The organism is Paraburkholderia sp. BR10872 (assembly GCF_040965835.1).
Lineage (GTDB): Bacteria > Pseudomonadota > Gammaproteobacteria > Burkholderiales > Burkholderiaceae > Paraburkholderia > Paraburkholderia nodosa_A.
In genome coordinates this window covers 1-25,792 of the sequence record NZ_JBFRCN010000082.1, presented here as the reverse complement: position 1 = coordinate 25,792, position 25,792 = coordinate 1, and the positions used below count along the sequence as shown (strand labels likewise).

Sequence of the window (25,792 nt, the reverse complement as noted above, 5' to 3'; positions counted from 1 at the left end):
TGAACGCCGCTGAGTGCGTGCGTCGGGTTCGTTTCGTCATTTCCTCGGTTCCTTTGCCTGCATTATCGCTGGCTCAGGCCCCGGCCGTTCCACTTATCCCGCTGTCTGATTTTGCGCGGCCACCTCTATCCGGGCGATTTGCTCATCAAATCCGCTCAATCCGTTCCACTACTAGCGCAGCGTGTCCGTCCACGCGGCAGGCATCCGCCGCGCTACGTAAGGCAGTAGACCTTGCTCACCGTTCCCTGGAACAGTGCTTCGCGCTCATCGGCGCCAGCTTGCGCAGTCAATTTCCTGAAAGCGTTCCAACCGTTTCTGAATGGGTGGCATCCCTTATCGACAGGGAAATTGCTCTCGCACATGCAGCGCTCCGCACCGAACGCTTCGATACACGTATGCATCCAAGGCTTCCACGCGTGCGCCAGCTCATCCGATGACGGCGGACGTTCGCCCTTTTCAAACGCGAAGCCATTCATACGCATGCCGAGGCCACCAAGCTTCACATAAACATTCGGCAACCCGGCGAGCATGCGCATCGAACGGGACCAGGCATCGAACACTTCCACGCGCTGATTCGCATAGCACGCGATGCGGACGACACCGCCGCAATGGTTGATGATGAAAGGTGTATCCGGAAAGGCCTTTGCCATGTCGAACAGCTCCGGCAATTGCGGAAAGAATAGCCATGCGTCGTACGACAGGCCCAGCGGAGCCAGTTGTGCAACGCCCGCCCGATAGTCGGGGTCAAGCAGCAGCCCTCGCGGCGGCGCCGAAAAGGGATTGGCGAGTGTCTGGTCCGCGTCCCATGTAACGAGATGTCGAATGCCACAGAACCGGCCATCGCCGGCGTGCAGTTCCGCTCCGAGAACATCGCGCACCGCCGCGCCCCGTCGAAGATCCGCGTAGCCGATCATACCTTTCGCTACCTGTGGCTTGCCGCCTTGCAACGCCGCGGTGACGCCAGCCACGTATTCGATTTCGCCGACCGGGCGCAACGACTCCGGACCAGAGGCGCGATACCGTGTCAGCGCCTGCATGAACACGGAGGCGGTGATGTTATGACCCGTGCGCGCGTCCTCGAGGTACTCGTCGAGAAGGTAGGTCCAGCCCGGTCGTTCGTAAAAGTGATGATGCGCGTCGATGATCGGCATATCGGGTTCGAGCGCCCCTTCGCCACCGGAGGCGAGCCAGTCGGCACTAACGGGGCAGCTAGTTGTTGGTTATACTCACGGAATGCGTTTCCTCTTTTGCAAATGCAAGACGCGCGCTGATAGCGGGCAACAACATCGATGTTGCGAGAGCGCCGAGGACCTGAGGGCGTCGGAACGAGGGACGTGGCTCCATTCTTAATCTCCGCGACCGAAGGCGTAGAGGGAAAAGGTCAGCAAGGTCGTGATACCCAGCACGATCGAAAGACCAGAAGCCGGCCTCGCCGATGCCCAGCAGCAGCCGGATCGCGTAAAAGCTCTTTGGGCCCACGGCCAGCGCTGTTGCCGCTGCGAAGAAGCCCCACGTGATCACGATTCGCGCGAGCCAGCGCGGCCCACCGAAGCGGTACAACGCCAGGTTGCTCGGAACCTCGAACACGCAGTACCCGGCGAACATGATGCCCGCGCCCCACCCGAACTGTGTGGCGGTCAAACCAAGATCGCGATTCATCGTCAACGCCGCGAAACCGACGCTCGTGCGATCCAGGTCGTTGAAGAAGTACGCAGGCGCGATCAGCGGAATGAAACGCCACGCCGCCTTCCTGACCGCGGACTGCACATGAGCGGACGCGAACGCGCTGCCCGTTGCGATGTTTGATGAGATGGATGTCATGTCGTTTCTCCGCGCGGCGGCCTCTCCTGCTTCCGCGGCTCGATGATTCCATGTGTCTTTCGTGTTACGTGGCTGCTTCAGGCGCTGGCGAGTTCGTTCGCCGAAGGCTTCGACGCATCGCCAGGCTGCCTGTACGCACACTTGAGGACACCGAACTCGGTCAATTGCCTCACATCCTCCGGCCTGTATTCGAGACCCATCAGAAGCGCTCGCGTGTCCTGACCCAGTGAGGGCGGTCCCGCGCGCAGTTGCAAGCGCTCGCCGCCGAGCGTCAAGGGCCGCAGCGGCGTCCTCGTCTCGATGGGCCGCCCTGCGCCACTGGCATCGGACGGCAAAGTCACCTCGGCGAGCCCGAAAGCGTCGCAGAACAGTGCCCATTGGGTATCGGAGACCACCACCAAAAAATCTGCTCCCCGTTCTTGACCGAAAACACGTCGTAGACAGCCCACGCGAAAATGCGGTTCGGCATCGGCGCCGCGGCCTGGCCCGTCACGGCAAACTGCATCATGTGCTGGGCTACGAGGAACACATTGTTCTCGAACAACGCGCAGGGCACTTCCTGACCGCGGCCCGTGCCTTCGCGTTGAGCCAGCGCCGCCATTGCGCCGAACATACCGCCCATGATGTCGTTGACGCTCGTCCCGGCGCTTAGCGGTCTGCCCTCGGGCCCCGTCATGTAAGCGAGTCCGCCCATCATTTGCACGACTTCGTCGAGCGCGGTGCGATGATCGTACGGGCCGGGCAGAAACCCCTTGTGCGACGCATAGACGAGACGTGGATTGACCCTGGAAAGCGCGACATACCCGAGGCCTAGCTTGTCCACTCTTGAAGTTTTCGCTGAACACCGCAGCCGCGGCAAGCAGCTTGTGGACGATTTCCACGCCACGCGGGTCTTTCACATCGACCGCAATGCTTTTCCTGTTCCCGTTGAACGTGCCGAAGAAGTCCACTCCGGAGCCGCACAAGGCACGTTCGCTGGCACCGATCCCTGCCCCCCGCGAAATCAATACTCCCAACCGGTCGGATAATCCCAGCCTAGGCCGACGCGGTACCCGTGACCCAGAAAGCCGTGGTTACCTTTGACTACATCGTGAAACGCCGGCGGATTAGCGGCCGCAGTCTTATATATCGATGCGCCGGGGAAACCGAATGTATTGTCACTGGCTGACAGCAAGCGAGCGAAGAGCCCGACGAATCTCGGTGAGGCCAAGCTTGTTCCGCCAAACGGCGAGGCATTGCCGTGCCGTAGATAAGCGCCCCAGTTTCCGCCTTTGCATCAAAGGGAATGTCGGGCACGCCGCGCCCAGATGGACCCGCAGAGGACCTTAGCGCAGATTGCCACGGCGGCATTGGTCCGTAGGGGCGAGTGCCGCCCCCTGTCGCCCACAGGACTCCTTCTTCCACCCATCGTTCCAGACGCATAAGCTCCGCTATGAGTTGTGTAAAGCGCTGTTCCGCCAACAGAAATGACGTGCGGGGACGAAGACGGCAATGAAAGCATCGAAACCGCTCCTGTCCGCTCGTCAGCCGGACTTGAGTGCTGATGGACCACTCCCGGCAGATGTTCAAAAGACAAGTCAACCGAAGTCACAACGTGCATCAAGCGATGAGTCGCATCGTGACGACTCAGACAAGCACCAATATGACTCGCTCACCAACTTCAATTGTTAGCCCGAGCCGGCAGGGATTCACGCAGGCTATCAAGAGAGATATGACGCTCTCCGTCGGCTTCCTGAAGAACTCTGAACACCTTTTGCTCAGCGGGCGTGGAAATGACAAAGTCGTTGTACGCTTTCAGCAGGAGATTTCGATAAACCAAGAATAAGGTTGCGTCGTGATCCGCGGACAGGTCCTCCGACTGTCTGATGTACTGGAAGAAACGCCTTAGTATATGTAATCGACTTACGTCCACCACCTTGTCGTCATATGAGATGGCGAAGAATCGGAAGAAGTCCTCAGCCGACGAAAGCCGGTGCAGTTTATCGATCAGTACTTTCATGTTGTTGCTCCGCATGACAAAGTTGGCCGCAAAGCCGTGCGTAGCGAGGCGGCGAGTTTTATATGCCATCGTTAAGCGCTTTCAAATTGACGAAAGGTATTAACTTGTCTGCGCCTTCTAACTTAGCGGCCGACGGCACGCAAGGTCCGTGCCTGTCCCACCTAAACCTGGAAGGTGTTGTGGCATGCATCGCCATTCCCGATCACCGTAACAGGGGGGGCCGGTCTCACGTTGCCTTTGTCTGAATCGTCGGGATTGTCTGGATTGTGACAGCGTGGCGCGTTGCGCGAAGCGCATCCGCTTCGGTTGCCGGCGAAACTTTACTGAACATGAGTTGGGACGTTGCTGGCGCAACTCAGTCTGCTCGGGCCACTAAGAACGGACTTGGTCGCCGGATAGGTCAATAGTTTATCCGTCACGAGTTTGGTCTGCGAAAGCCAGCGGGGCGATTCGAAGCGTGTCGTTTGGTTACGACTAGAACCTGTCTGATGAGTGACACAGGTCAAGACTACCTTTCCAAGCGTTTGCGGTTACAGCGGTATCGCCTGCGTCGATAAGACTTCCTTTAACACCTTGAAGCTATGCAGTTCCCGTACTCCCGGCAGTTGCAACGCTTGTGCAGCATGCAACCGGTTGAAGCTTTCGTTGCCGCGCGCTCGAACGAGCAAGATATAGTCAAACCTCCCGCTCACTGCGTGGCACGCTACGCAGCCAGACACCTTCTGCGCCGCTTTCTCGAATGAGGCAAACGCCTCGGGCGTCGAGCCGTCCAGCACGATCCCGATTACGGCGAACATGCCCGCGCCTAGAGCCTTCGCGTCGAGCAGTGCGACGACTCTTCGTATCAGTCCCGTCTCCTTGAGTCGTTCCACACGCCGCAGGCACGCAGGAGCACTGCGTTTCACTTTCGCTGCAAGGCTGACAATCGATAGCGAGGCGTCTTGCTGCAAGTGTCTGAGGATCGCGCGGTCTACGGAATCCAAGACGGCTATGCCCTTCTGGGCCACGACTGGATGCTCTATCATTTTCATTTCACTCATCTCCCATCCGAAGAATTAGATGTCATCCGAAAAATGTATCGTTGTTTCATGCGTTATCCGTGCAACTCGCTCTCCCCAAGCGAGAGTCGCCTGCGCCAACCATTCTATTTCTGCTAACTTCGCGCCGTTGTTCCGCCTGCGTTTCCCGAGCGTGGCGCTAGTTTCTCTGTGTATAGGATAAACTTAGTTTAACGTCGAATGTAGACGTCCAAGATCGCAAACTTCAACTGGTTAAAGAGGACGTGTATCGACTCGCGATGAGTCGCAAGGCTCGCGCCCCGGATCTCGCTCACTTGTTTGCTATGGCGCAAGGAGATCTGCACCTTGCCGTTCCGCGCATTGCTTCACTCTTGCACACTCACCTCAGCAATCTAATTCCGTATCTGAGCGATAGTATTGCGAGCGATGTGGCGCAGTACTTGCTTTCCTTCCTCGTGCAGATTCACATTGTAGAGACGGATATAGTTCTCTATTAATTTTCCAGGAAAATCTATGATCTCCCAACGATCAAGCATATCGACAGAACCCGCGTGTGAATTTTTTACGTTCACGGCCCGAGCAGCAAAAGAAGCCGCCGAGCTTGTCGCGCAGAGCCACGAAGCGCCGCTTTATATTCGACTGCGTGCCGAATTTCATGCGGGAAGACAGCCGGAATATTTTATTGTCCTGGTTGACTCCGTAAGCGATTCCGACACGAAGGTGCTTACACAGGGCCTCACTGTGTTCGTGGACGAGACTAACCTACGTTATTTTATCGGCACGCAGATCGACTATGAGGAAGATACCCCGCTTCCGCGCTTCGTGATTGAAAGTCCGATCGCATCAACATCCTGCGGCCGAAGTGAATCATTTTCCTCATGTCCGCGCTAACATCGTAGCAGCCTGATATTTATCCCGCTTGCACGTGGTCTCGATGCAGAACAAGATGGTGAATCGGCGACGCGCGGACCACCGAATGCAATGAGAGTCGTGCAAGCCTAGGTTGGTTTGCGCGCTGGTATCAACAGTACCAGAATGAACGCACTTACGGGTTCATTCAGTCACCTAACACCCGTTGCCCAGCCATATGTGAGTACCGCTGGGCAAGCAATCATGCTGGCATCAGCCTGCGGAGCACCAGTCGCAACTGCGCTGGATTGACGCCATACCGTGGCGCGCACACGCGTACCGGGTTCAATCTCGATGCCAGACGCTGTCGGCAAGAGCCGCGGACTCGACAAGGGTCTCGTCGCTCGCCAGCTTTGATTGGATCCGCAATGCACAGAACCTGATCCTGACAGGGCCACTGGCGCCGGAAAAGACTGCTTGCCTGCGCCTTCGGCCAGCAGACTTGCCGACACGTGCCTTTCCGTGCTTTACGTGGGCTTCGCCCGGCTATTTGAGGTATTGAAGCGACAATCACGCCGGCACGCGGTACTCGATCATTACCAACCAATTTCCCCCAAGCACTGGCGCGCCCGGCTCAAATCGCCCACGCTTCCCGATACGAATTGAGCATCCATTGAGCACCCAAGCTTGCAGCGAAGAGGCGATTCGATGTGCAAGAATGACGCGCCTAGTCCGATCTCGAACAGTCGCGGTAGAATTGAACTCTACGCCGCACTCCCCCTAGCCTGGTCGACTTCACCAAAACGGCCGCTCAACTCGCCGGAAATAGGCAGCTGCACCTCAGTCCTGGACGACGGTTCGAAATCGCAACAAACTTCACGGCGATCAAATTGATCGGGATCGACGTGGCGAACGGGCGGAGCTTCCAGTTCTTCTCGCCCAGCTCAAGAACCATGTCCAGGCGGACACCTAGCGTCGTATTCGTCCACGGAGGGCTGTGTCAGACGCGTCCGTTTGCGTGCTCCTCGGAGAAGATGAGCGCGCGAATCCCGCTCTACACCAGCAGGGCTTACTTCCCCTGCCCTCTTTCATTGCATCAAGTCAATTCATCGAGATTTACAACTTCCAGCAGGGGCTTTTAGAGGATAGTTGCTAATCGGACTACGGAGCGCGGCCATACCCGCGTGCTGTGGACAACTAGTAAAAAATCGTGCGGACCGCGATCCGCCGAGCGGCCGCGCACGATCGCCCACGTCGAGGGCCTGGGCAAACCAAGTCTAGGCAACAATCATTCTGTCATCAGCGAACAATGTCATAACTGTAATCAGTCTTTGCAATGTCGATTGTACTTGCATCGAGCTTTTCGAAGAATTCGTCAAGTAGTGCCAATAGAACGCGCAATCCTCCCTCATATCCCCACGTCGGGAAACGGTGATAGTGGTGCCGGTCAAAAATAGGAAACACGAGTCGCACTAGCGGTGTTCGCGTATCACGCTCCAAGTATTTCCCATGAGTGTTGCCGATCAGGAAATCGACTGGTTCGGTAAATAGCAGCGAGCGCAGATGCCAGAGATCGCGCTTCGGATAGGCGCTGCATCCCGCACCGTATGGCGACGCGTCCAACAACGCCTTGACCTTCTCGGCCCAGCCGTCGTTACCGTTTGTCGACACAATATGCACCGGCTCTGCACCGAGCTCGAGCAGGAATTGCGTGTAACCTAGCATCTGATCGGGATCGCCGTAGAGCGCATAGCGTTTGCCATGGAGAATAGCCTGACTGTCCGCCATTGCATCAACGAGTTGCCCCCGCTCCCTTTCCAGTTCAGGCGGAATCGGTCGGCCCGTGACACGCGATATCTCCATGAGGAAATGGTCGGTACCAGAAACGCCGACTGGCGAATTAAGCACAATTACCTCTTGGCCGTGTTCCGCGATATACTTCGCCGTCTTTTCGCAGCAATATTCTTGAAAAATGAACGTTGCTTTCGCATTCAGGGCACGTTCAACTTCTTCCTTCGTGGTCCCACCCTCGTACATGCGGAATTCGCCATCCGTTGGTGTGTTCCATGTGTCGGAAGGATCGCAGATGATGTTGACGTTCACGCCGAACAGATCGAAGATACGTCGAACCTCCTTGATGTTGCCCACCACGAAACCGTCAAAGCCACCGATAAAGTTTACACTCTTGTCCTGCACACGTATGAGTGGTGTTGCGGTACCGGCCTTGCCGTCCCAGAAGTGTTTGAGAATGCCCAGTAGAGCGTTGTCGTAACCCGTCACATGACTGCCGACAAACGCGGGCGTGTGAGCGAACGGCACGTCGTAGTCTTGCGGAACGCTTCCCTTCTGCTTACTATTCTTGATGAATGCATCGAGGTCGTCACCGATGACCTCTGCCATGCAGGTCGTCGATACGGCGATCATCTCGGGCTTATAAAGGTTGTATGCATTCGCCAGACCGTCGATCATATTATTGAGACCCCCGAAAACCGCCGCGTCTTCGGTCATTGACGAACTCACGCACGACGTCGGCTCCTTGAAGTGCCGCGAAAAGTGTGAGCGATAATAGGCCACGCAGCCCTGAGAGCCGTGCACGAACGGCAGTGTCTTATGAAAGCCGTTTGCCACAAATACCGCCCCCAGAGGCTGGCAGGCCTTCGCTGGATTGATGGTTAGCGAGTCGCGCGCGAAGTTTTTCTGCTTGTAGTCTTCAGTCTTTGTCCATTCGGCAACCTCTCTCACCGCCTCATCAGGATGGTTAAACTCAAAATGTTGCTTCTTGTTTCGCAAAAGCTCCTGATATTCCGGCTCGCGAAAGAGCAGTTCGTGATCGAGAATTTTGTCGCTTGATTGGGGCATGACTCGCTCCTGAATCGATTTCCTGAAGAGCCGTCCGGCGACACGGCCGTACCGCCAACGGGGCCACCTGGCTCACGCTGCCTTTTTCCAAGGTGACTTGGAGAGATTCCAGACAGGACTCGAAATTGCCATGTCCATGTCGCGCGCAAAGATCGCGAATCCGTCGTAGCCGTGGTACGGTCCTGAATAATCCCAACTGTGCATCTGGCGGAAAGGAACACCCATCTTCTGAAAGACGTACTTTTCCTTGATTCCTGAACCTACGAGGTCCGGCCGCATGCATTCGACGAACCGCTCGAATTCGTAGCCGGTCACGTCGTCGTAAATTAGCGTGCCGTCGTGAATGTGATGCGTAGTGCGCTGATAGTCATCGTTGTGGGCAAACTCGTAGCCTGTGCCAATGACTTCCATGCCGAGGTCTTCGTAAGCCCCGATGACGTGGCGCGGGCGAAGGCCGCCTACAAAAAGCATCACTTTCTTACCCTCGAGGCGTGGCTTATATCTCGCGATTACCGCATCCGTGAGCAGACGGTATTTGGCGATCACTTTCTCGGCCTTGGTCTTGATCGTGTCGTCAAATCGGCTCGCAATCTCTCTCAAGCTCCTTTCAATCATTGTGGGACCAAAAAAGTTGTATTCGAGCCAAGGGACACCATACTTCTCTTCCATATGCCGGCTTATGTAATTCATTGACCGGTAGCAGTGGAGCAGGTTAAGCTTTGAGCGCGGCGTATTCTCCAGTTCAGCGAGCGTGCCGTCGCCCGACCACTGCGCAATAACGCGCAAACCCATCTCCTCAAGGAGAATGCGGCTTGACCATGCGTCGCCACCGATATTGTAGTCACCGATGATCGCAACGTCGTACGGAGTTGACTCGAGCGCGGAATATTTATTCGGATCGACACGGTCGAACACGCAATCGCGAATCGCATCGTTTGCGAGATGATGCCCAAGCGACTGCGATACGCCGCGAAATCCCTCGCAGCGTACGGGTACGATTGTGTGCCCGCCATACTGTGCGCTCTTCTTCTTCGAAACTGCCTCGATGTCATCGCCGATCAGACCGATCGGGCATTCGGTTTGAACTGATATGCCTCTGTTGAGCGGAAACAGCTCCTGAATCTCATCGACGATTTTGTCGAGTTTCTTGTCGCCACCGAACACAATGTCCTTCTCCTGAAAGTCAGAAGTAAATTGCATTGTGACAAACGTATCGACTCCGGTTGTTCCGACATAATAATTGCGGCGCGAACCCCACGAATACTGGCCGCAGCCGACTGGTCCGTGACTGATGTGAATCATGTCCTTGATCGGCCCCCAGACCACGCCCTTCGAACCGGCATATGCGCAGCCGCGAATCGTCATCACACCAGGCAGCGACTTAATGTTGGACTTCACCCCACAGTCCGGCTTACCCTGCTCGAAAGTGCATAAATGCTTGGCCCGCCGCTTGGCCATCTTCTCCGGGTAAGCTCGCAGCACTTCGTCAATGAGAGCCTTGTGAGCGGCCTTACGTTCTTCAACCGTTTCGGTCATTACATATCCATAAGTGGAGAAATGGGATCGCCGGGATCGGTTGCCGTACGCCGCACGGCAACCGTCATCCCCGCAGCCGTCAAGCGGTCAGCTCAGCCGCTGTCTTGCCAACCTTCGCCTCATCGACCTGCGACATGATTCCTTTTTCCATCAGGAGATCTTCGAGTTCGTCCATCGTGATCGGCGTTGGGATCACGCCATTGCCGGCGTTGTTATGCACCTTCTCTGCAAGCGCACGATACTGGCCGGCCTGTGCGCTCTCTGGCGCGTACTCGATCACAGTCATGCGGCGTAGTTCCGCATGTTGCACGACGTTGTCGCGCGGCACGAAGTGGATCAGACGTGTGCCGAGCATCGCTGCGAGCGATTCCGCAAGCTCGAGTTCCTTGTCGGTCTTGCGCTCGTTGCAAATGAGGCCGCCCAAACGCACACCACCGCTGTTGGCATACTTGAGAATCCCTTTTGAGATATTGTTCGCAGCGTACATAGCCATCATCTCGCCTGACATCACGATATAAATCTCCTGTGCCTTGTTCTCGCGAATTGGCATTGCAAAGCCTCCGCACACCACGTCGCCCAGCACATCGTATGAGACGTAGTCCACTCCGTCGTAGGCGCCATTCTCCTCCAGGAAATTGATCGACGTAATCACACCGCGACCCGCGCAGCCGACACCCGGCTCGGGACCGCCCGACTCCACACAGCGTATGTCTTTGTAGCCAATCTTCATGACATCCTCGAGTTCGAGGTCCTCCACAGAGCCGGCTTCCGCCGCGAGAGAGAGAATTGTGTCCTGCGCCTTCGCGTGCAGTATCAGCCGTGTCGAGTCTGCCTTCGGATCGCAGCCGACAATGAGGATCTTTTGCCCAAGGTCGCTGAGCGCCGCGAGCGTGTTTTGCGACGTGGTCGATTTTCCAATCCCGCCCTTTCCGTAGAATGCGATCTGCCGAAGTTGAGCCATCGTGGTACTCCATTGAGATAGAAGGATTAAACCAAGGTTGCCAATCAAGGCTGCAAAGCCGCGATCATGTCCTCAGCGTGCAGTGTCCATATGATCTTCTTCTGTGGAGTCACGCATTGGCCGGATGGTGTCCGCGCGGATCGCTATAGTGCAGTTTCTATGCCAACACTCCAGAATCGTTGAAATGCCATGCACATCGCGCTTTGAGAAAACATGTCGGCATGGCGCCTACCGACGTTCGCAGCGTCGGCTTCCTGACAAATCGTGCGTTGTTGTCGCAAACCAGATTTTCACCACCATTTTCGGCCCACCTCGCTCAATGGCAGTGGGCCAGAAAGGGAGGGAGGGAGGGAGGGAGGGAGGGAGGGATGTGGTGGTACGAAAGTTGCAAGTGAAACTCCATCCTTCTTGACCGATTGCGAACTGTCACTGCCAATTCACAAGTTATTCAAACTTAAGAGGAGAACCTAATGAACGATATGACTATTGACAAGGAACTTGACCAGACCGTTTTCGCCCGCTTGCAACTCGAGGGCCGTTTACTCAATGCAGTGTTCAAGGGTCCCACCAGTACACCTCGGCGCATCGGTTTTCGCGGCGAACTCGCGCTGCGCTTCGGATCGCAACTCGCTGATGAAGCGCGCCCGCCAGAGCTGTCTTGCGAGCAGGTCATGGCAGTGGCCGACGTCGGCAACCCGCATCTCATATTTTTCGCGGGGTGGTTATTGAGCTTCGAACATCTGAAAGACGTCGCCGAAGTGTTGGGAGACGCACTCTCGCCCAACGGAAAGTACTTTCTGTTCTGCGACAACATCGATCTCTCGAGCCGCTATCAGGCGCACTATCAGGGCGCAGTATTCTATGTCCTCCCTATCGTGGAATCGACGGTCTACAACGAAATACTTGAGCTCCTGTATCTCGACAAGGCAGAGCTGAAGAAAAAGGACACAGCGGGAAAACTCGACGCCGTCGCCGACGCCGGGTCGAAGTTCGACTTGTGTTTCGATCCCATCAGTTACGCGCATGGACTCGAACTGATGGGCCCAGTCCGTGATCCTAACGAAAACAGACCGGTCTAGGTTGCATTCCGCAGCGGTGCTTCCTCATGAAGAATCCACCATGCACACAAGCTATCACAACGCTCACGTAATCTAACTGGAGAATTTCCATGGCACTGCTAATCGATGATGCCGCACGTCGAAAAGGGAACGCTCAAAGCCTCCCGCACGCTGATGAGGGTCTGCAAGCTCGTGCACGTTCGTCAGTCGCTAGATGGCTGTCGGCACACGACTTTCCGGATGCCCATTCCTGCAGCGTTGACGGAATAACGCCGCTGATGCTCGCAGCGATGCATGGGGAAGACCGTATCGTCGCCGCGTTGCTCGACGAAGGTGCACCCGTCAGTGCGCTCGACGACAACGGAAACGATGCGCTATGGTACGCATGTCTATGCGGAACGCCCGGACCGATTCTACGGTTGATCAGTGCCGGTCTTAATGTCGATCATGCCAATGCGCACGACGTCACATACCTGATGCAGGCAGCCGCCAACGGCAGAGTCGACGTCATGTGGTTGCTAATATCCCTTGGTGCGAGTAACAGCTTGGTCGCGCCAGATGGGCGAACCGCTTTCGACATGGCCACGGATTTTGGACTACAGCTGCTGCTAACGGTAGACCGACTCAAAAACGGCATGTGCGAATCGTCGCGTTTCGCCGATGATGCTCCGTCGCACAACCTTGCCCATTGAGGAAAACTTCTCATGCCGCTTTACGACTATGTATGCCGCAACTGCAATTTTCGGTTCGAGACACTTGTATGCACCAATTCGTTGGCGTCTTGTCCGCGCTGTAGCAGTAATGCGATGGATAAGCAGGTCAGCGCACCGTCCGCCCCTCCACGCAACAAGGCACTCATTACGGCAGCACGCCGCCAGGCCGCTCGTGAAGGGCATTTAAGCAATTATTCCGCGGCTGAGCGCATGCAATTATTGAATCGACCTTGAAACGCCACAATGAGCCGGCGCCTGTCATTCCATATCTGGCTTGCAAAAAAGTTAAGTCCAAGGAAAATCATATGTCGCCGCAGTCTATTTACCTCTGTGCACAAGAATTCCTCGTTGTAAATCCTCGCAACGGGAAACAACTCGGTAGACTTGCAAACACAATTCAATATGTCTCTTCTGCGTTCCTGATCGGGATATCAACATGGACAATGCCCGCATACTCGCAGAGCATGGATTCCCATATGGAATCATTTGACAGATTCATGGCTGACACGAAAGCTGCCGCCGCTCAGGATTTTATTGGCCACCCTTGGCGAGGGTCCGGGGCGCATCTTGAGTCAGACAATCAGCCTCCAATATCGCGCACCTACAAAGTCAATGATCCGTCTGCTTTCGAAGTGATGCGCCAAGCGATTATTGAACGTTACAACGGAGTACACGTCTCAGGGAGCTTTATTGCGAACGGCCAAACCTATGACTGCGTTCCGGTGATGGAGCAACCTGCTGTCCGGAGATATCAAATAAGGAAAATCGCAACACCTCCACAGTTAGCGTCAGCGACAAACCTCAACGGTGACTTATCCAGCCGATCGGTAGGGTCGTCGGAACAGTTGCAAAACGGCGTGAATACGCCAAGCTGTGGTACGGGCAGCGTCCCCTTGAATAGAGTCACACTGGAAGAGCTTAGTCGATTTCCGACAGTAGATGCATATCACAGAAAGGCGCCTCCACCGATGACCAGGCTCCCGTCAAGCAGCGAATCAGCGAATGCACCCTTTATCGCGAGTCAATTACTCTCCGCGGATACCTATACACACAAATATGCGACATTCGAGCAAAACGTCGAGAATCTCGGGGGCAACGTCACGTTCAATGTCTGGAATCCGAAAGTGGATGCTGCGGCGGGTCAGTTCTTTAGTTTGTCCCAGATCTGGATTATTGGTGGAGACAGAGCCGGCGGTGCAAACCCTTTACAGTCAGAAGAGACTGGCTGGGTAGTCTCGCCTTCCAAGTTTGGGGACAATCTGCCGCACTTCTTCATCTACAGCACCGCCGATAACTACGTGAACACCGGATGCTGGAACAACAGCTGCGGGGATTTCGTGCAGGTTTCGGAGAAAGCGGTACTCGGGGGCGCGTTAGTTGACATCAGTTCTCCCGGCGGTCAACAGCACGAGTTCAGTGCCGGATATCATCGCGACGCACACGGGAACTGGTGGCTCTTTCGTGACGGCGTGGCGATTGGTTACTACCCCGCGGAGTTCTATCAAGGCGGACAGAACAGTCATAACGCGACCTTGATTTCGTTTGGTACAGAAACAACTGGGCTTACGTCTTGGCCAGGCGCCGGTAGTGGTAATTGGGACAGCCCACTATATGGCCACGCAGCTTATCAGCGCAACCTCTACTACTACAACCTCGCTGACACTGCTGCCTGGGATGATCCGCACTTGTCGGTGCGATCGACCTGCTACCACGCGGCCGGTCCATTCAGCAACGGAGATGGCGGTTATATTTCCGCCGATAACCACAATCCAAGTTGGTGGACCCGATACGTCTTCGTTGGCGGCCCAGGCGGAACACAGTGCAGGTGAAGACGGCATAGAGCGCGTGATTCCTATTGTTCTATGATGCATAGCCCCGCCTAACATCCCGACGCCTCGCGCTAGCGAGGTTTCCACATGTTGCGTTTGGCAGTTGGTTCATCGAGGCATCCTACGTGCGCGATGCCGAACGAGGCGGCGAGCTGACCCGGAGCCAGCCTTAAACGGCACACGAAAACCGCGAGACACCGACGGTCAACCCACCTTCCCGTGACCGAAAACCGGTATTGCAATTCGTAGGCCAAGCGTTCGCCGTCACTGACTAATTGCGTACGTCCGCTCACCGATATTCTGCACTGTCCTCCTCACGTCGAGGCAGTTGATATCGGCAAATACATGCGAGGCCCTAAGCCGGCCAAGATAATCCATGTGCAATCTATGGGATGAGATGTGCAGGGTGCGCTGGTAATTGCGTCACCCAGCCCGATGCCCAGCACACGCAGGGTCATCGAGCTGCCGAGCGTCGATTCACCGCGACAACGGCATCGCTGCGCCGAGCGACCGTAAGCTCGAACGAATCGAGCGTCGGACCACCGCTCCAACGACTCAAAAGCCCGGGAAAACACTAGATCGCCGTAGTGTGGTATGCAAGCTCGCAAAGTGCGAATTCTTCAGTCGCCATCGCAAAACGCCTCTTCTGCCAATATTAGCATATCCGCTTGCGCTGCCTCCGTGGTCACATTAATGCAAAAGCCGGTCCATGTCGCTAGATAGACCCGGCGACCACGGAACTCGAGGAAGGGCTTCTCATCGCTTAGCTCGACTGCGGTGATCCGAATGATACGCACATCGGGATAGCGCTTTCGCCAAATTACCGCGGCTTCCTGCAGCGTCGGTTCGGTACAAACCAGCTCAGTTATCGCATGAATCTGTTCCACAGTAAGGCCCATGTCATTCCCACCCGCCTGACACCCGCCGCGCCTCGACAGTTACCGGAAGCGAGGTGTCGCTCGCAAGTTCGGGCAACTGAAACTCCCAGCCGTTAGCAAGCGTAATACGTCCACCCCAAAGCTGCGCTCCATCGATGTAGACGATTGGCTCCTCGACATCCTTCTTCGGAACATAGGCCCTGAATACGCCATTGTCATCCTTTCGGATTGTGACCTTCACGTTGATATCTCCCGGGTTGGTTAAGCGATTCGCGCCACCAGACGTATGGCTGCAACAACCGGCGGACATGCCGCACGTGCGCAGTACGATCCCGCCTTATCCCACACAAACTGGCTGAGTTAAGGGAGTCCACCATCATCGAACGGCTCGCTAATGCGCTCAGCGCTTAGCGTCGGCATCTGCGCGCAGTTCTCCTTCTCCATATCGGCGTGCCACGAACCGATCCAGCGAAGCGCGTCGGCGCGCCTCCCCAGTTGGGCGAGCACGTCCTGCGGCAGGCGATCGAGCGTGCAGAGCTCCTTCGCGCGCATTCCAACGCGGCGGTCTCCTTCGAAAAAGTGAACCGCATAGACATAGAACCGCTGCAGAAACGTGCCGATTGCAGTGACATAACCGGCATCGCCCTGGCTCACGAGCAGCTCCCCCATAGCCTTACCGTTGTATGTACCGTCGTTACGAATCACGGCACGTGCAATCACTCGCTCGCCAACGGCGAACCGTGGTGGAAAAGCAAGTTCGACTGCATCGTCGCTCTCGACGTCCCTCACGCCCAGCTCATTTAAATACCGGGATGCACGCTTCATGACACCTCCCGTGGCAATGAGTTACGTCGGCGTCCGATCGCACTCGCGTCGATGCGCGAGACGCTCAACTCGCCTGCGCCGCCGCGCGCGCGCGGCGGCGCCAAATGCATGATTGCCACTCTTGAATGCAAGGCCACACCTGTCTTGTGTTTCGACGAAGTCGACGGTAAAGCCGTCGAGCAACAGCCGAGTTTCTGCCGGCAAGAAAATCCGCAGTCCATTGATCTCCGTAGTCTCATCACCGGGCTGCGCATCGGCCGTGGCGCTCAGTCCGGCTTCGTATCTGGAGCAACCGCAAGTACTCACACAAATACGAACGCCCGCACCGGATGGCAGACCGGAAAAGCGCACGATACGGTGAAGGAACTCTTCGGCGGCGGGTGTCACTGCAAAATTTGGCAACATGATTTAAAAATCGTCGAATTGAACAATCGTCGGGTACACTGCGCAAGGCAAGCGGAACAGAGCGCTAGGCCGGCACGATGCACCCGTCCACAGGGCACGCCGCCACGCATTGCGGACTATCGAATTGCCCCTCGCACACGGTACATTTTCTCGGATCAATTGCGAAGACGCCGCCTTTCTCGATGATGGCGACGTTTGGGCATTGTGGCTCGCAAGCCGAGCAGCCAGTGCAGGCGGAGGAAATGATCTTTAGGGCCATACCATGCACTCCTTGTGATGATTTTCGGTGTAACCGAGCACGTCAGGACGACTGCGCTACCTGCCGCTCAAACAGGGGCGTCTTCTCCCACCCTAGTCAACCCGATCTGTGGGATTGTCGCGTCGCCGCGGTCCGCGTGGTCAATTTCGCCAGTCGTGAGACGGCCACAATAATCGGTGAGCCATGCAAGCGCGGCTTTTTCGATTGGTTCGTGGGCGTACATATCCACGGGTTCGATTCCCGCTTCTAATAGCGACTTCCGTGGGCACAAGCCAATCTTTGCAACCAGCACAGCATGGCAATCGTTGATCGCGTGTACGATCGGCCGCAAGTCATCCTCATCGCCATCGCCGCCGCGGCAATAGGCGCCCACGCGGCGGTGCGCGACAAAGAGGGCTCCAGCGGCGCTGACCTGGAAAATCTGGAACTCGGAAGCGTGGCCGAAATGTGCGTTGACGAGTCCATCTCCCTTCGTCGCAACGGCAATCCGCACCTCGACATCGCCTAGCACCTGGGTCGCTCCTGACAAGCTTCGTGTCTTATGTTTCATTTCGCGCTCTCCATCGCTTGCGGCGTCCACGCGGCGTTGACGTGTACTGCCAAGATCAAGCTTGTCCACGGCGTCCATGTGTTCGATGCTTGCAAGCGAAAACTCGTGATGGCGGTCTTCGCCCAGAAGGCCTACGGCATCTGCACGACATTGCCGGCAATGGCGCATTAGGGCCGCGCCGCCCATGCAGGCGTCCTGCACGGCCTTCAACTCGCGAGCGGTAGGCTCGCGCTGGCCACGGCCACCGAAATACGTGCCGTGCGTAGGATCCGAGATCAGCGGCATGATGTTGTGCAAAAACGCACCCCGCCGCTTTACTTCACGATTCACTTCGACCAGGTGCTCGTCATTGATGCCAGGGATGAGTACCGAGTTGATCTTCGTAAGTACGCCACGCGCGCTCAACATGTCGAGCCCTAGCATCTGCCGCTCGTGCAGAATTCGCGCGGCCTCTTCGCCCGTGACTCTGCTGTGATCCCAAAAGATCCATGGATAGATCTTTTCGCCGATGACAGGGTCGACCATGTTGATAGTGATCGTCACGTGATCAATGCCGTAATCGCAAATTTCGTCGACATAGTCAGGCAGAGAAAGGCCGTTCGTCGAAAGACATAGCTTAATTTTCGGCGCGAGTTCGCGAAGCATACGAAAGGTGTCGAACGTTTTGTTCGGATTGGCCAGTGCATCCCCCGGGCCCGCGATCCCGACGACAGTCAATTGCGGAATCCTCGAGGCGACGGTCATCACCTTTTTCACGGCCTGATCCGGCGCGAGCTTCTCTGATACCACACCAGGCCGCGACTCGTTCGAGCAATCATACTTTCGGTTGCAGTAGTTGCATTGGATATTGCAGGCGGGCGCCACTGCGACATGCATGCGCGCATAATGGCGATGCGCTTCCTCCGAATAACACGGGTGATCTCTGATCCTTTCCCACACCTCCGCATTGATGTTCTCTGGTGCGTCGGTCGAACAGCAACTTGACCCGGCTGGTGCGCCATTTGAATCGGGGCGGCCGTATCCGGCAAGTGGATCCGCGGCCGACACCGATGGCATGATGTGTGTGACTCTGGCGCCGTCGGCCAAGATCAGAGCGCCGGCATTCGCGCAGTCGTGCATGGTATCTCTCCGCAATGAACGGTGGGTGTGCCATTGCTCCCAGCGAAATCCATGCCATCGCGAAAACGCACGATGTGCGAGTGGACGATACTTGAAGCCGAGAGCATCGCCGTGTGCTCCGTCACCATGACACATGGGTAGTCCAGCCACGCTGGCGCTGTGTCTCAGTTCTTATTCATTTGAATTACTCGCGATCAAAGCAACCGCTTTCGCGTTCGCCGATAACCCGATCGGCCAGATTCAAGCGCGACACTGTTGGGAATGGCACATTCCCGACGCGACTTATCACACCAAGTACTCCGAATCCCGACATGATGCCTTTCAGGTTCAAACAGAACCATACTCCGGCCGGAACGTCCCATTGGCACGATGTTTGCGGCGCAATCGACACCTCTGGAGAGACTTGACATGCATCTTCCAATTATCAATGACACGACGCTCCGCGATGATGAGCAGACTGCAGGAGTCGCATTTCGCGCCGAGAAAAAATGCGCGATCGCGAGCGCCGTGTCTCAGGCCGGCGTGACGGAACTCGAAGTCGGGGTTCCCGCAATGGGCGACGAGGGAATGGCGTGCATAGCGGAAATTTCCGGCTTAAGTCTCGACTCTCGTATAGTCGTTTGGGGACGCCTCACCGAAGGCGACCTCGCGGCGGCATTGCGTTGCAATGCCGATATCGCTCACCTCTCCATCCCTGTTTCGGATATTCATCTGCGCCACAAGCTGCAGCAGTCCCGTACGTGCGTTCTGCGTCAAATTGACCGCATAGTCGACATAGCAATCGGAAGTCGCGCAACCATTTCTCTCGGCATGGAAGACGCCTCGCGCGCGGATCCTTCCTTTGTCATCGAAGTGGCTCAATGCGCACAGCAGCAAGGGGTTCAGCGCTTGCGTTTCGCAGACACGGTCGGCGTGCTGGATCCGTTTAAGACATACCAGGCGATTGCGGCGCTGCGCGTTGCCGTGGACCTCGAGATCGAAATCCACGCGCACGACGATCTCGGGCTTGCCACAGCCAACACGTTAACGGCCCTTGCGGCAGGCGCAACACATGCCAGCACCACCGTCAACGGTCTAGGCAAGCGAGCCGGCAACGCGGCGCTAGAGGAAGTCGTGATGGGAGCACGTCATCTTCTGCGACGAGATACCGGCGTCGACACTAACGCGCCGCCCGGTATTTCGTTGCTGGTCGAACATGCGTCGGGCCGAGCCGTCTCCTTTGGAAAAAGCATCATCGGTCGAGGCATTTTTACTCACGAAGCGGGAATTCACACAGACGGCCTTTCCAAACACGTCGCAACCTACGAAGGATTCGATCCTGCAGAGGTCTGCCGGCAACGGTCTACAGTGCTAGGCAACCATTCTGGGTCTCAAGGCGAACGTGACGCATATGACGCTTCGGGCCTGAAGGTATCGGAGCGGCTTGTGCCGCTACTGCCGCCGCACATCCGCGCCTTCGCCACGCGACATAAGAAGGCGCCTAGCGCAATCGATCTCCGCCGCTTTTTGAGTGAGGTACGGAGCACGCGAGTCAGAGCGTCCTGGAGGCCGCTCATAGCGAGAAACGGACTTAGGAGGAGCAAACCCATGGAAGGACTTATCCGAGACTTCGTCCGTTTTCATCTATGGAGGATTTCCGCGTCTCTTTCGCATTGCCCTCGACAAAAGGATAGTGAAGTTGAACCGCCTGCACATCATGAAACGTTTCTTTCGGTACATCGAACAACAGGACGACGCGCCGCCCTCCACGACGGCTGATCTATCACGGCTTGCTGCGGAAGGCCTGCGACGACTTCGTTGTATCCGCGCCCCCTAAACAACGAGTGTTTAAAGTCTTTAGAAGGCCGCCGACCGCCATGTCGTCTTCCTGAAAAGCCTGTGCGCGTCGCAGTCGGCACCCAGCGGCGTCTGATTAGGAGAATCTCAATGCATATTGTCGTTTGCATCAAGCAAGTACCGGATTCTGCCCAGATTCGGGTTCACCCTGTGACCAACACCATCATGCGGCAAGGCGTGCCGGCAATCGTCAATCCTTACGATCTCTTCTCGCTAGAAGAAGCGTTACGGCTAAAAGACCGCTTCGACGCATGGGTCACGATACTTTCTATGGGACCACCACAGGCCGAGGACGCACTGCGTAGATGCATCAGCTACGGTGCAGACGACGCCGTGCTCATCACCGACCGGTCGTTCGCCGGCGCCGACACGCTCGCCACTTCTTATGCGTTGGCCGCCGCGATCCGCCAGATCGCGAGTGAACGCTCAGTGGATATGATCTTTGCAGGCAAACAAACGATCGACGGTGATACAGCCCAAGTCGGCCCGGGCATCGCGACGCGCATGGACATCCAACTGCTTACCTACGTGTCGAGAATCCTCGAGATCGACCTCGGCAGACGCACGATCATGGCCGAACGCCGTGCTGAAGGGGGCGTTCAGGTACTCGAGACGGCGTTGCCGTGCCTTGTCACGATGCTTGAGAACACGAACGATCTGCGTTTCGCAACACTGCCCAGAGTAATCCATGCCGCTGGCTTCCCCGTGCGCAAGTGGAACCGCCAGCAGGCCGGGATCGATGACGCCAGCAAGATCGGGCTGAAGGGTTCACCTACCGTCGTACGTAAGGTGTTCGGCGCAACGCCGCGTGCAGAAGATACCGAGATGATCGAATTCGACGAGTCGAGTCTCCAGGACGCGGCGGCTCAACTTGTGCGTAAGATCTTTACTCGCCATCCGACGCTAGAGATGGACCTGCGGCTCACGGAGAGGAATGCATGAATTCGCTTGTTGCTTGGAAACAAAAACCGGCCGAGCCGATCGCACACGCTAACGGCTGCAACGTAGAACTCCGCGACCGTATGAAAGACTATCGGGGCGTGTGGGTCTTCATCGAGCACGATCGTGGCCGTGCGCACAGCGTATCGTGGGAACTGGTCGGTGAGGCTCGCAAGCTCGCCGATAAACTCGGCAGCGACGTCGCTGTCGCGGTACTCGGTGGTACTGAAGAGCCACTCGAGCAGTTTGCCGCTGAGGCGTTCACCTTGGGTGCGGACAAAGCGTATGTCATCCACGATCCGGTGTTGCGCGGTTATCGCAACGAACCGTTCACGAAAGGCCTGTCAGATCTGGCTAGCAAGTACTGCCCCGAGATACTGTTGCTCGGTGCGACTTCAATGGGCCGAGATCTCGCGGGCTCTGTCGCAACACGGCTTCTGACTGGCCTTACAGCCGACTGCACTGAGTTGAATATCGATCCCGCCTCGCGTGTACTAGCTGCGACGCGGCCGACCTTCGGCGGCTCTCTGCTTTGTACGATCATGACGCTCGAATCCCGCCCTCAGATGGCGACTGTGCGTCCACGAGTCATGCCCATGCCGCTGGCGCAGCAAGGCCGCAGTGGCGAGATCGTGCAGGAAACGCTCGGGATGATCGAGGCCAATATAGTAACCAAATTGCTTGACTTCATCCCTGACGAGACAAGTGATCAAATCAACCTTGCCTACGCGGACGTGATCGTGAGCGGCGGCAAGGGACTCAAGAATCGCGAGAACTTCATGCTGCTATTCGAGCTGGCGCAGGTGCTCGGTGGCGAAGTCGGCGCGAGCCGCCCATGCGTTCAGGCGGGTTGGGTCCGAGCCGAACGCCAGATCGGACAGACCGGCAAAACTGTCAGGCCCAAGCTTTATATCGCCGCGGGAATCTCTGGTGCGATCCAGCATCGGGTCGGAATGGAAAGCTCTGACGTCATCGTCGCGATCAACACCGACCCAAACGCACCGATTTTTGATTACGCACACTACGGCGTTGTGGGGGACGCAATGCGCGTACTACCGGAACTAACACAGGCCTTTAAGCAGCACCTGATACCGCAGCGGCTAGACTCGTAAGGAAAACAAACATGATAACCTCCCCCAAATTCGACGCCATTGTGGTCGGAGCTGGACCATCAGGCAACGCCGCAGCCTACGTTATGGCGAAAGGCGGCCTGAAAGTGCTTCAGATTGAACGCGGCGAGTATCCCGGAAGCAAAAACGTTCAGGGCGCGATCCTTTACGCCAATGCACTGGAACAGATCATTCCGGACTTCCGTGACGATGCCCCTCTCGAGCGCCACATCATCGAGCAACGCCTGTGGATGCTCGACGATACCTCGTTTGTGGGCACGCACGCGCGCAGCGAAGACTACAACAATCCCCCATATAACCGTTACACGATCATACGGGCACAGTTCGACAAGTGGTTTTCGTCGAAAGTACGTGAAGCAGGCGCTTTGCTGATCTGCGAGACCACCGTGAAACGCCTGATAATGGACGGAGACCAGGTTGTCGGCGTGCAATGCGACCGCCAACACGGTGAAGTTTATGCGGACATCGTGGTCCTCGCGGACGGCGTCAATTCGACATTGGCGCGTAAGGCAGGTTTTCACGGCGAAATCAAGGCGGGCAATGTCGCGCTGGCTGTGAAGGAGATTCTCTTTATGCCTGAGGAAACAATTTGCCAGCGGTTTAATGTTGCCGATAACGAAGGCGTCGTCATTGAGATGGTCGGCCGAATCACCGATGGCATGGCTGGAACCGGCTTCTTGTACACTAACAAGGAGTCGCTGACAATCGGCGTCGGCTGTATGCTGAGCGACTTCAAAAACAACTCGAACCGTACAAGCCCATATGTGTTACTTGAAAAAATGAAGCGTCATCCGTCCATCGCCCCGCTCATCGCCGGCGGTGAAATGAAGGAGTACTGTGCGCATCTGATCCCCGAGGGGGGCTTCAATGCAATCCCGGAAGTGTACGGGAACGGCTGGATGATCGTCGGCGATTCCGGTGGCTTCGTCAATTCCGTACATCGCGAAGGTTCTAATCTTGCCATGACGACAGGACGTCTCGCCGCGGAGACCGCGATAGCCACAAAAGCCTCCGGAGGCCACAGCTATCGGGCTAGCGCCCTCTCCGGGTACAAGGCCGCGCTCGACAAGAGTTTCGTGATGAAGGACCTGTTCAAGTACCGAGACATGCCGAAGATCTTGCATCACAATCCGCAGTTTTTCACGACATATCCTGATCTAGTCGCTAAAGCGGCTCGGACAATGATTACGGTCGACGGCGTGGACAAGCAGACAAAGAAAGTGGATGTCATGGCGAGCTTCCGCAAAAGTCGCTCACTAACAGGCCTGGTGGGCGACGCATACAAACTCTGGAGGGCCTTCCGATGACCAGACTTACTGTGAACATCGACGAGAAGCTATTCCAAAACCGTTACCGCGTTGACGTTGGCCGTCCACACGTCCAAATAAGAAATCCCGAAACCTGCATTAATGAATGTAGCGATAAAAGCTGTACGTTCGTCTGCCCCGCTTCCTGTTATCGGAATGAGAACAACGGCGCCGTGACACTAATTACCGACGGTTGCCTTGAATGCGGCAGTTGTCGCATTCTATGCGGGGAACACCACAACCTTTCCTGGGAGTATCCGAGGGGTGGTCACGGAATCCAGTTCAAGTTCGGATAGACGAAAACGACCTCGTCATTTCGGCTTCCGCCTACCACAGGAAGGTGCAGAAGGCTTATCGCTTCGGAGCAAATCAATGAATATCCTTACTGGCATTGAGTCGGCAGATCTGTTTGGCGGCGCCGTGCCTCCTTCCGTATTGCGCTTAATCGAGGACACACGTGGCGGCCGCTGGGACGATGTGACCGCTGCATTGTGGACCGCCGTTCTTTCTCACCCGCGCTGCCTGCCACCCTACTATCTGCTATACAAGTTTCACGCGAACCGGGGCGAACTTGGCGAGGCGAAGGAAGTTGCAACCAAGGCTTTGACAGCTGCAGCCCGGGAAGCGTCAATTGACATTGACTGGTGTGCCGTACAGCCAGGCGACACAGATTTCACGATTCCTGGACCGGCACGCTTTTGGCTCTTCACGCTGAAGGCGCTGGCCTTTATCAGCGTTCGCCGCTGCGAACGCGCGGTTGCCCTGAGGCTCCTTGCGAAGCTGCGCCGGCTGGATCCGGCCGACTGCGTCGGCTTCAACGTGGTGGAAGCCCTTCTCGCGCAGTCCGGGCGTCGATAAGCCCTACCGGCAGGCCAGCCGTCGGCTCTGATGTGATGGACGACCCCCGCTACCCAGCGAGGGGTTTATGCCAAAGTGGAGAAGTCGTGACGTTCACGGCAAAGGAGCGTTCATCATGAATATAGCGACTGTTGGACTGGATCTGGCCAAGAGCGTGATGCAGGCTCACGCAGTGAATTCGCAAGGCGAAATCGTTGTACGCAAACAGCTAAGACGCGCGAATGTACTTCGGTATTTTGCTACGCTCGAACCGTGTGTAATCGGCATGGAAGCGTGCGCCTCGTCGCACTACTGGGGCCTTGAGCTCACCAAGCTCGGACACACCGTTCGACTGATCGCCCCGCAGTTCGTCCGGCCTTACGTAAAGAGCAACAAGACCGACGCGGCCGACGCCGAAGCAATCTGCGAGGCGATAACGCGACCAAACATGCGCTTTGTACCGCTCAAGACGCAGGCGCAACAGACAGTGCTGTCGCTGCATCGCGCACGCGCCGGCCTAGTCAAATCACGCACAGCACTTGCCAACCAAATACGCGGGCTTCTTGGCGAATTCGGCATCGTGCTGCCACAGGGTATCCAACTGCGTGGCCAACGGGCCATGGCCGCTCCTTCCACACGTGATGATGGACATTCTCAGCCGTTCCGGGCGTTAATCCAAATGCTCGTCGAGCACTTGCGCAAACTTGGCAGCAAGGTGGCTGAGCTCAAAGGTCGTATCCGCGCGATCCATCGCACGGATGCGCCCGGTCGGCTTCTCGAAACAATACCCGGGATCGGGCCACTTACCGCGTCGGCCCTCGCAGCCTCGATCGGCAACGCCGGATCTTTTCGCAGCGGCCGCGAACTTGCTGCATGGCTGGGTTTGGTGCCGCGTCAGCATTCGTAGGGCGGCACGCCGCGTCTGCTGGGCATCAGCCTCGATCCGTGCACGCGCGCAGGTCTTCGTCGATCCCCGCTCGATCGAACTGCTTGAGCGGATCCAGCTGGTCGCGCCCAGCGACGCAAATATCCTGATCATCGGCGAGACCGGCACGGGCAAGGA

General features: G+C 56.7%; 23 protein-coding genes and 5 pseudogenes. 14 read left to right on the top strand and 14 right to left on the bottom strand.

All coding sequences use genetic code 11. The features are described from left to right. Positions 1–212 precede the first annotated feature (212 nt). The 5 genes and pseudogenes from AB4Y43_RS37620 to AB4Y43_RS37600 form a co-directional block, all read right to left on the bottom strand. Positions 213–1,344: pseudogene (locus AB4Y43_RS37620) on the bottom strand (amidohydrolase). A 72-nt stretch (positions 1,345–1,416) separates the two neighbouring features. Beyond that, positions 1,417–1,821: pseudogene (locus AB4Y43_RS37615) on the bottom strand (MFS transporter); the annotation flags it as partial. A 77-nt stretch (positions 1,822–1,898) separates the two neighbouring features. After that, positions 1,899–2,804, bottom strand: a pseudogene (locus tag AB4Y43_RS37610) (CoA transferase); the annotation flags it as partial. A gap of 677 nt (positions 2,805–3,481) precedes the next feature. Next, the gene (gene nifW, locus AB4Y43_RS37605) at positions 3,482–3,820 is read right to left on the bottom strand and encodes a nitrogenase stabilizing/protective protein NifW (RefSeq protein WP_069268345.1); all 339 of its coding nucleotides are present in this window, start codon (positions 3,818–3,820) and stop codon (positions 3,482–3,484) included. A 530-nt stretch (positions 3,821–4,350) separates the two neighbouring features. Then, complete coding sequence (locus tag AB4Y43_RS37600) at positions 4,351–4,851, bottom strand: Lrp/AsnC family transcriptional regulator (RefSeq protein WP_368730082.1); 501 nt, start codon at positions 4,849–4,851, stop codon at positions 4,351–4,353. 501 nt (positions 4,852–5,352) lie between these two features. On the opposite strand from AB4Y43_RS37600, the gene AB4Y43_RS37595 reads away from it, so the two are divergent. Next, a complete protein-coding gene (locus AB4Y43_RS37595; protein WP_083245583.1) occupies positions 5,353–5,730 on the top strand; it encodes an iron-sulfur cluster assembly accessory protein in 378 nt (125 codons plus the stop codon). A 1,257-nt stretch (positions 5,731–6,987) separates the two neighbouring features. On the opposite strand, the gene nifK is transcribed toward AB4Y43_RS37595, so the two are convergent. The 3 genes from nifK to nifH all read right to left on the bottom strand — a co-directional run bounded on the left by nifK (position 6,988) and on the right by nifH (position 11,044). Then, positions 6,988–8,547: a nitrogenase molybdenum-iron protein subunit beta gene (gene nifK / locus AB4Y43_RS37590; protein ID WP_368730080.1), complete on the bottom strand. Its 1,560-nt coding sequence runs from the start codon at positions 8,545–8,547 to the stop codon at positions 6,988–6,990. Positions 8,548–8,619: 72 nt separating this feature from the next. Further along, the gene (nifD, locus tag AB4Y43_RS37585) at positions 8,620–10,083 is read right to left on the bottom strand and encodes a nitrogenase molybdenum-iron protein alpha chain (protein WP_069268296.1); all 1,464 of its coding nucleotides are present in this window, start codon (positions 10,081–10,083) and stop codon (positions 8,620–8,622) included. A gap of 79 nt (positions 10,084–10,162) precedes the next feature. Continuing rightward, the gene (gene nifH / locus AB4Y43_RS37580) at positions 10,163–11,044 is read right to left on the bottom strand and encodes a nitrogenase iron protein (protein ID WP_069268295.1); all 882 of its coding nucleotides are present in this window, start codon (positions 11,042–11,044) and stop codon (positions 10,163–10,165) included. 470 nt (positions 11,045–11,514) lie between these two features. Here nifH and AB4Y43_RS37575 point away from each other — a divergent pair, with 470 nt between their 5' ends. From AB4Y43_RS37575 to AB4Y43_RS37560, 4 genes are all read left to right on the top strand, one after another. Then, positions 11,515–12,123, top strand: coding sequence for a hypothetical protein (locus AB4Y43_RS37575; RefSeq protein WP_368730079.1), 609 nt, complete (start codon positions 11,515–11,517; stop codon positions 12,121–12,123). An 89-nt stretch (positions 12,124–12,212) separates the two neighbouring features. Continuing rightward, positions 12,213–12,794 (top strand): ankyrin repeat domain-containing protein, encoded by a 582-nt coding sequence (locus tag AB4Y43_RS37570; protein ID WP_069268293.1) that lies wholly within the window; start codon positions 12,213–12,215, stop codon positions 12,792–12,794. A gap of 12 nt (positions 12,795–12,806) precedes the next feature. Continuing rightward, complete coding sequence (locus AB4Y43_RS37565; RefSeq protein WP_368730078.1) at positions 12,807–13,049, top strand: zinc ribbon domain-containing protein; 243 nt, start codon at positions 12,807–12,809, stop codon at positions 13,047–13,049. Then, positions 13,046–14,644: a neprosin family prolyl endopeptidase gene (locus AB4Y43_RS37560; protein ID WP_368619632.1), complete on the top strand. Its 1,599-nt coding sequence runs from the start codon at positions 13,046–13,048 to the stop codon at positions 14,642–14,644. The genes AB4Y43_RS37565 and AB4Y43_RS37560 overlap by 4 nt, the downstream gene beginning before the upstream one ends. A gap of 620 nt (positions 14,645–15,264) precedes the next feature. Here the strand turns inward: AB4Y43_RS37560 and AB4Y43_RS37555 are convergent. The 6 genes from AB4Y43_RS37555 to nifB form a co-directional block, all read right to left on the bottom strand. Beyond that, positions 15,265–15,543 carry a hypothetical protein gene (locus AB4Y43_RS37555; RefSeq protein WP_069268291.1) on the bottom strand — a complete coding sequence of 93 codons (279 nt, stop codon included), beginning with the start codon at positions 15,541–15,543 and terminating at the stop codon, positions 15,265–15,267. Between the two features lies 1 nt (position 15,544). Further along, positions 15,545–15,763 (bottom strand): putative nitrogen fixation protein NifT, encoded by a 219-nt coding sequence (gene nifT / locus AB4Y43_RS37550; RefSeq protein ID WP_069268344.1) that lies wholly within the window; start codon positions 15,761–15,763, stop codon positions 15,545–15,547. Between the two features lie 119 nt (positions 15,764–15,882). After that, positions 15,883–16,347, bottom strand: a complete 465-nt coding sequence (locus AB4Y43_RS37545) for a nitrogen fixation protein NifZ (RefSeq protein WP_368619633.1) — start codon at positions 16,345–16,347, stop codon at positions 15,883–15,885. Positions 16,348–16,368: 21 nt separating this feature from the next. Further along, positions 16,369–16,752: an iron-sulfur cluster assembly accessory protein gene (locus AB4Y43_RS37540; RefSeq protein ID WP_141710869.1), complete on the bottom strand. Its 384-nt coding sequence runs from the start codon at positions 16,750–16,752 to the stop codon at positions 16,369–16,371. Between the two features lie 64 nt (positions 16,753–16,816). Beyond that, a complete protein-coding gene (locus AB4Y43_RS37535; RefSeq protein WP_083245579.1) occupies positions 16,817–17,011 on the bottom strand; it encodes a 4Fe-4S binding protein in 195 nt (64 codons plus the stop codon). A gap of 67 nt (positions 17,012–17,078) precedes the next feature. Further along, positions 17,079–18,680 (bottom strand): nitrogenase cofactor biosynthesis protein NifB, encoded by a 1,602-nt coding sequence (gene nifB / locus AB4Y43_RS37530; RefSeq protein ID WP_368619635.1) that lies wholly within the window; start codon positions 18,678–18,680, stop codon positions 17,079–17,081. 408 nt (positions 18,681–19,088) lie between these two features. On the opposite strand from nifB, the pseudogene AB4Y43_RS37525 reads away from it, so the two are divergent. The 9 genes and pseudogenes from AB4Y43_RS37525 to AB4Y43_RS37485 all read left to right on the top strand — a co-directional run. Further along, a pseudogene (locus AB4Y43_RS37525) lies at positions 19,089–20,207 on the top strand (homocitrate synthase); the annotation flags it as partial. Positions 20,208–20,352: 145 nt separating this feature from the next. Further along, positions 20,353–20,551 (top strand): annotated as a pseudogene (locus AB4Y43_RS37520) (nitrogenase-stabilizing/protective protein NifW). A gap of 55 nt (positions 20,552–20,606) precedes the next feature. Further along, positions 20,607–21,458 (top strand): electron transfer flavoprotein subunit beta/FixA family protein, encoded by an 852-nt coding sequence (locus AB4Y43_RS37515; RefSeq protein ID WP_069268289.1) that lies wholly within the window; start codon positions 20,607–20,609, stop codon positions 21,456–21,458. Beyond that, positions 21,455–22,567 (top strand): electron transfer flavoprotein subunit alpha/FixB family protein, encoded by a 1,113-nt coding sequence (locus AB4Y43_RS37510; RefSeq protein ID WP_368730077.1) that lies wholly within the window; start codon positions 21,455–21,457, stop codon positions 22,565–22,567. Before AB4Y43_RS37515 ends, AB4Y43_RS37510 begins: the two co-directional genes overlap by 4 nt. An 11-nt stretch (positions 22,568–22,578) precedes the next feature. Next, positions 22,579–23,892: an FAD-dependent monooxygenase gene (locus tag AB4Y43_RS37505; RefSeq protein WP_368730076.1), complete on the top strand. Its 1,314-nt coding sequence runs from the start codon at positions 22,579–22,581 to the stop codon at positions 23,890–23,892. Then, a complete protein-coding gene (locus AB4Y43_RS37500; RefSeq protein WP_083245578.1) occupies positions 23,889–24,188 on the top strand; it encodes a ferredoxin family protein in 300 nt (99 codons plus the stop codon). The genes AB4Y43_RS37505 and AB4Y43_RS37500 overlap by 4 nt, the downstream gene beginning before the upstream one ends. A gap of 76 nt (positions 24,189–24,264) precedes the next feature. Next, positions 24,265–24,750, top strand: a complete 486-nt coding sequence (locus AB4Y43_RS37495; RefSeq protein ID WP_069268286.1) for a hypothetical protein — start codon at positions 24,265–24,267, stop codon at positions 24,748–24,750. Between the two features lie 115 nt (positions 24,751–24,865). Next, the gene (locus tag AB4Y43_RS37490; protein ID WP_368730075.1) at positions 24,866–25,636 is read left to right on the top strand and encodes an IS110 family transposase; all 771 of its coding nucleotides are present in this window, start codon (positions 24,866–24,868) and stop codon (positions 25,634–25,636) included. Then, positions 25,629–25,792 (top strand): sigma 54-interacting transcriptional regulator (locus AB4Y43_RS37485; RefSeq protein ID WP_368730081.1); only part of this gene is annotated, 164 nt, incomplete at its 3' end. The genes AB4Y43_RS37490 and AB4Y43_RS37485, both read left to right, overlap by 8 nt.

Excerpts from the sequence above, each read along its gene's own strand:
- AB4Y43_RS37570 (WP_069268293.1), top strand. The coding sequence starts at position 12,213 with ATGGCACTGCTAATCGATGATGCCGCACGTCGAAAAGGGAACGCTCAA.
- AB4Y43_RS37510 (WP_368730077.1), top strand. The coding sequence starts at position 21,455 with ATGAATTCGCTTGTTGCTTGGAAACAAAAACCGGCCGAGCCGATCGCA.
- nifK (WP_368730080.1), bottom strand. The coding sequence starts at position 8,547 with ATGCCCCAATCAAGCGACAAAATTCTCGATCACGAACTGCTCTTTCGC.
- AB4Y43_RS37600 (WP_368730082.1), bottom strand. The coding sequence starts at position 4,851 with ATGAAAATGATAGAGCATCCAGTCGTGGCCCAGAAGGGCATAGCCGTC.
- AB4Y43_RS37565 (WP_368730078.1), top strand. The coding sequence starts at position 12,807 with ATGCCGCTTTACGACTATGTATGCCGCAACTGCAATTTTCGGTTCGAG.
- AB4Y43_RS37540 (WP_141710869.1), bottom strand. The coding sequence starts at position 16,752 with ATGTTGCCAAATTTTGCAGTGACACCCGCCGCCGAAGAGTTCCTTCAC.
- AB4Y43_RS37555 (WP_069268291.1), bottom strand. The coding sequence starts at position 15,543 with ATGGGCCTTACTGTGGAACAGATTCATGCGATAACTGAGCTGGTTTGT.
- AB4Y43_RS37500 (WP_083245578.1), top strand. The coding sequence starts at position 23,889 with ATGACCAGACTTACTGTGAACATCGACGAGAAGCTATTCCAAAACCGT.
- nifD (WP_069268296.1), bottom strand. The coding sequence starts at position 10,083 with ATGACCGAAACGGTTGAAGAACGTAAGGCCGCTCACAAGGCTCTCATT.
- AB4Y43_RS37545 (WP_368619633.1), bottom strand. The coding sequence starts at position 16,347 with ATGAAGCGTGCATCCCGGTATTTAAATGAGCTGGGCGTGAGGGACGTC.
- AB4Y43_RS37505 (WP_368730076.1), top strand. The coding sequence starts at position 22,579 with ATGATAACCTCCCCCAAATTCGACGCCATTGTGGTCGGAGCTGGACCA.
- AB4Y43_RS37575 (WP_368730079.1), top strand. The coding sequence starts at position 11,515 with ATGAACGATATGACTATTGACAAGGAACTTGACCAGACCGTTTTCGCC.
- AB4Y43_RS37595 (WP_083245583.1), top strand. The coding sequence starts at position 5,353 with ATGATCTCCCAACGATCAAGCATATCGACAGAACCCGCGTGTGAATTT.
- nifH (WP_069268295.1), bottom strand. The coding sequence starts at position 11,044 with ATGGCTCAACTTCGGCAGATCGCATTCTACGGAAAGGGCGGGATTGGA.
- AB4Y43_RS37495 (WP_069268286.1), top strand. The coding sequence starts at position 24,265 with ATGAATATCCTTACTGGCATTGAGTCGGCAGATCTGTTTGGCGGCGCC.
- AB4Y43_RS37535 (WP_083245579.1), bottom strand. The coding sequence starts at position 17,011 with ATGGCCCTAAAGATCATTTCCTCCGCCTGCACTGGCTGCTCGGCTTGC.
- AB4Y43_RS37515 (WP_069268289.1), top strand. The coding sequence starts at position 20,607 with ATGCATATTGTCGTTTGCATCAAGCAAGTACCGGATTCTGCCCAGATT.
- nifW (WP_069268345.1), bottom strand. The coding sequence starts at position 3,820 with ATGAAAGTACTGATCGATAAACTGCACCGGCTTTCGTCGGCTGAGGAC.
- AB4Y43_RS37490 (WP_368730075.1), top strand. The coding sequence starts at position 24,866 with ATGAATATAGCGACTGTTGGACTGGATCTGGCCAAGAGCGTGATGCAG.
- nifB (WP_368619635.1), bottom strand. The coding sequence starts at position 18,680 with ATGCACGACTGCGCGAATGCCGGCGCTCTGATCTTGGCCGACGGCGCC.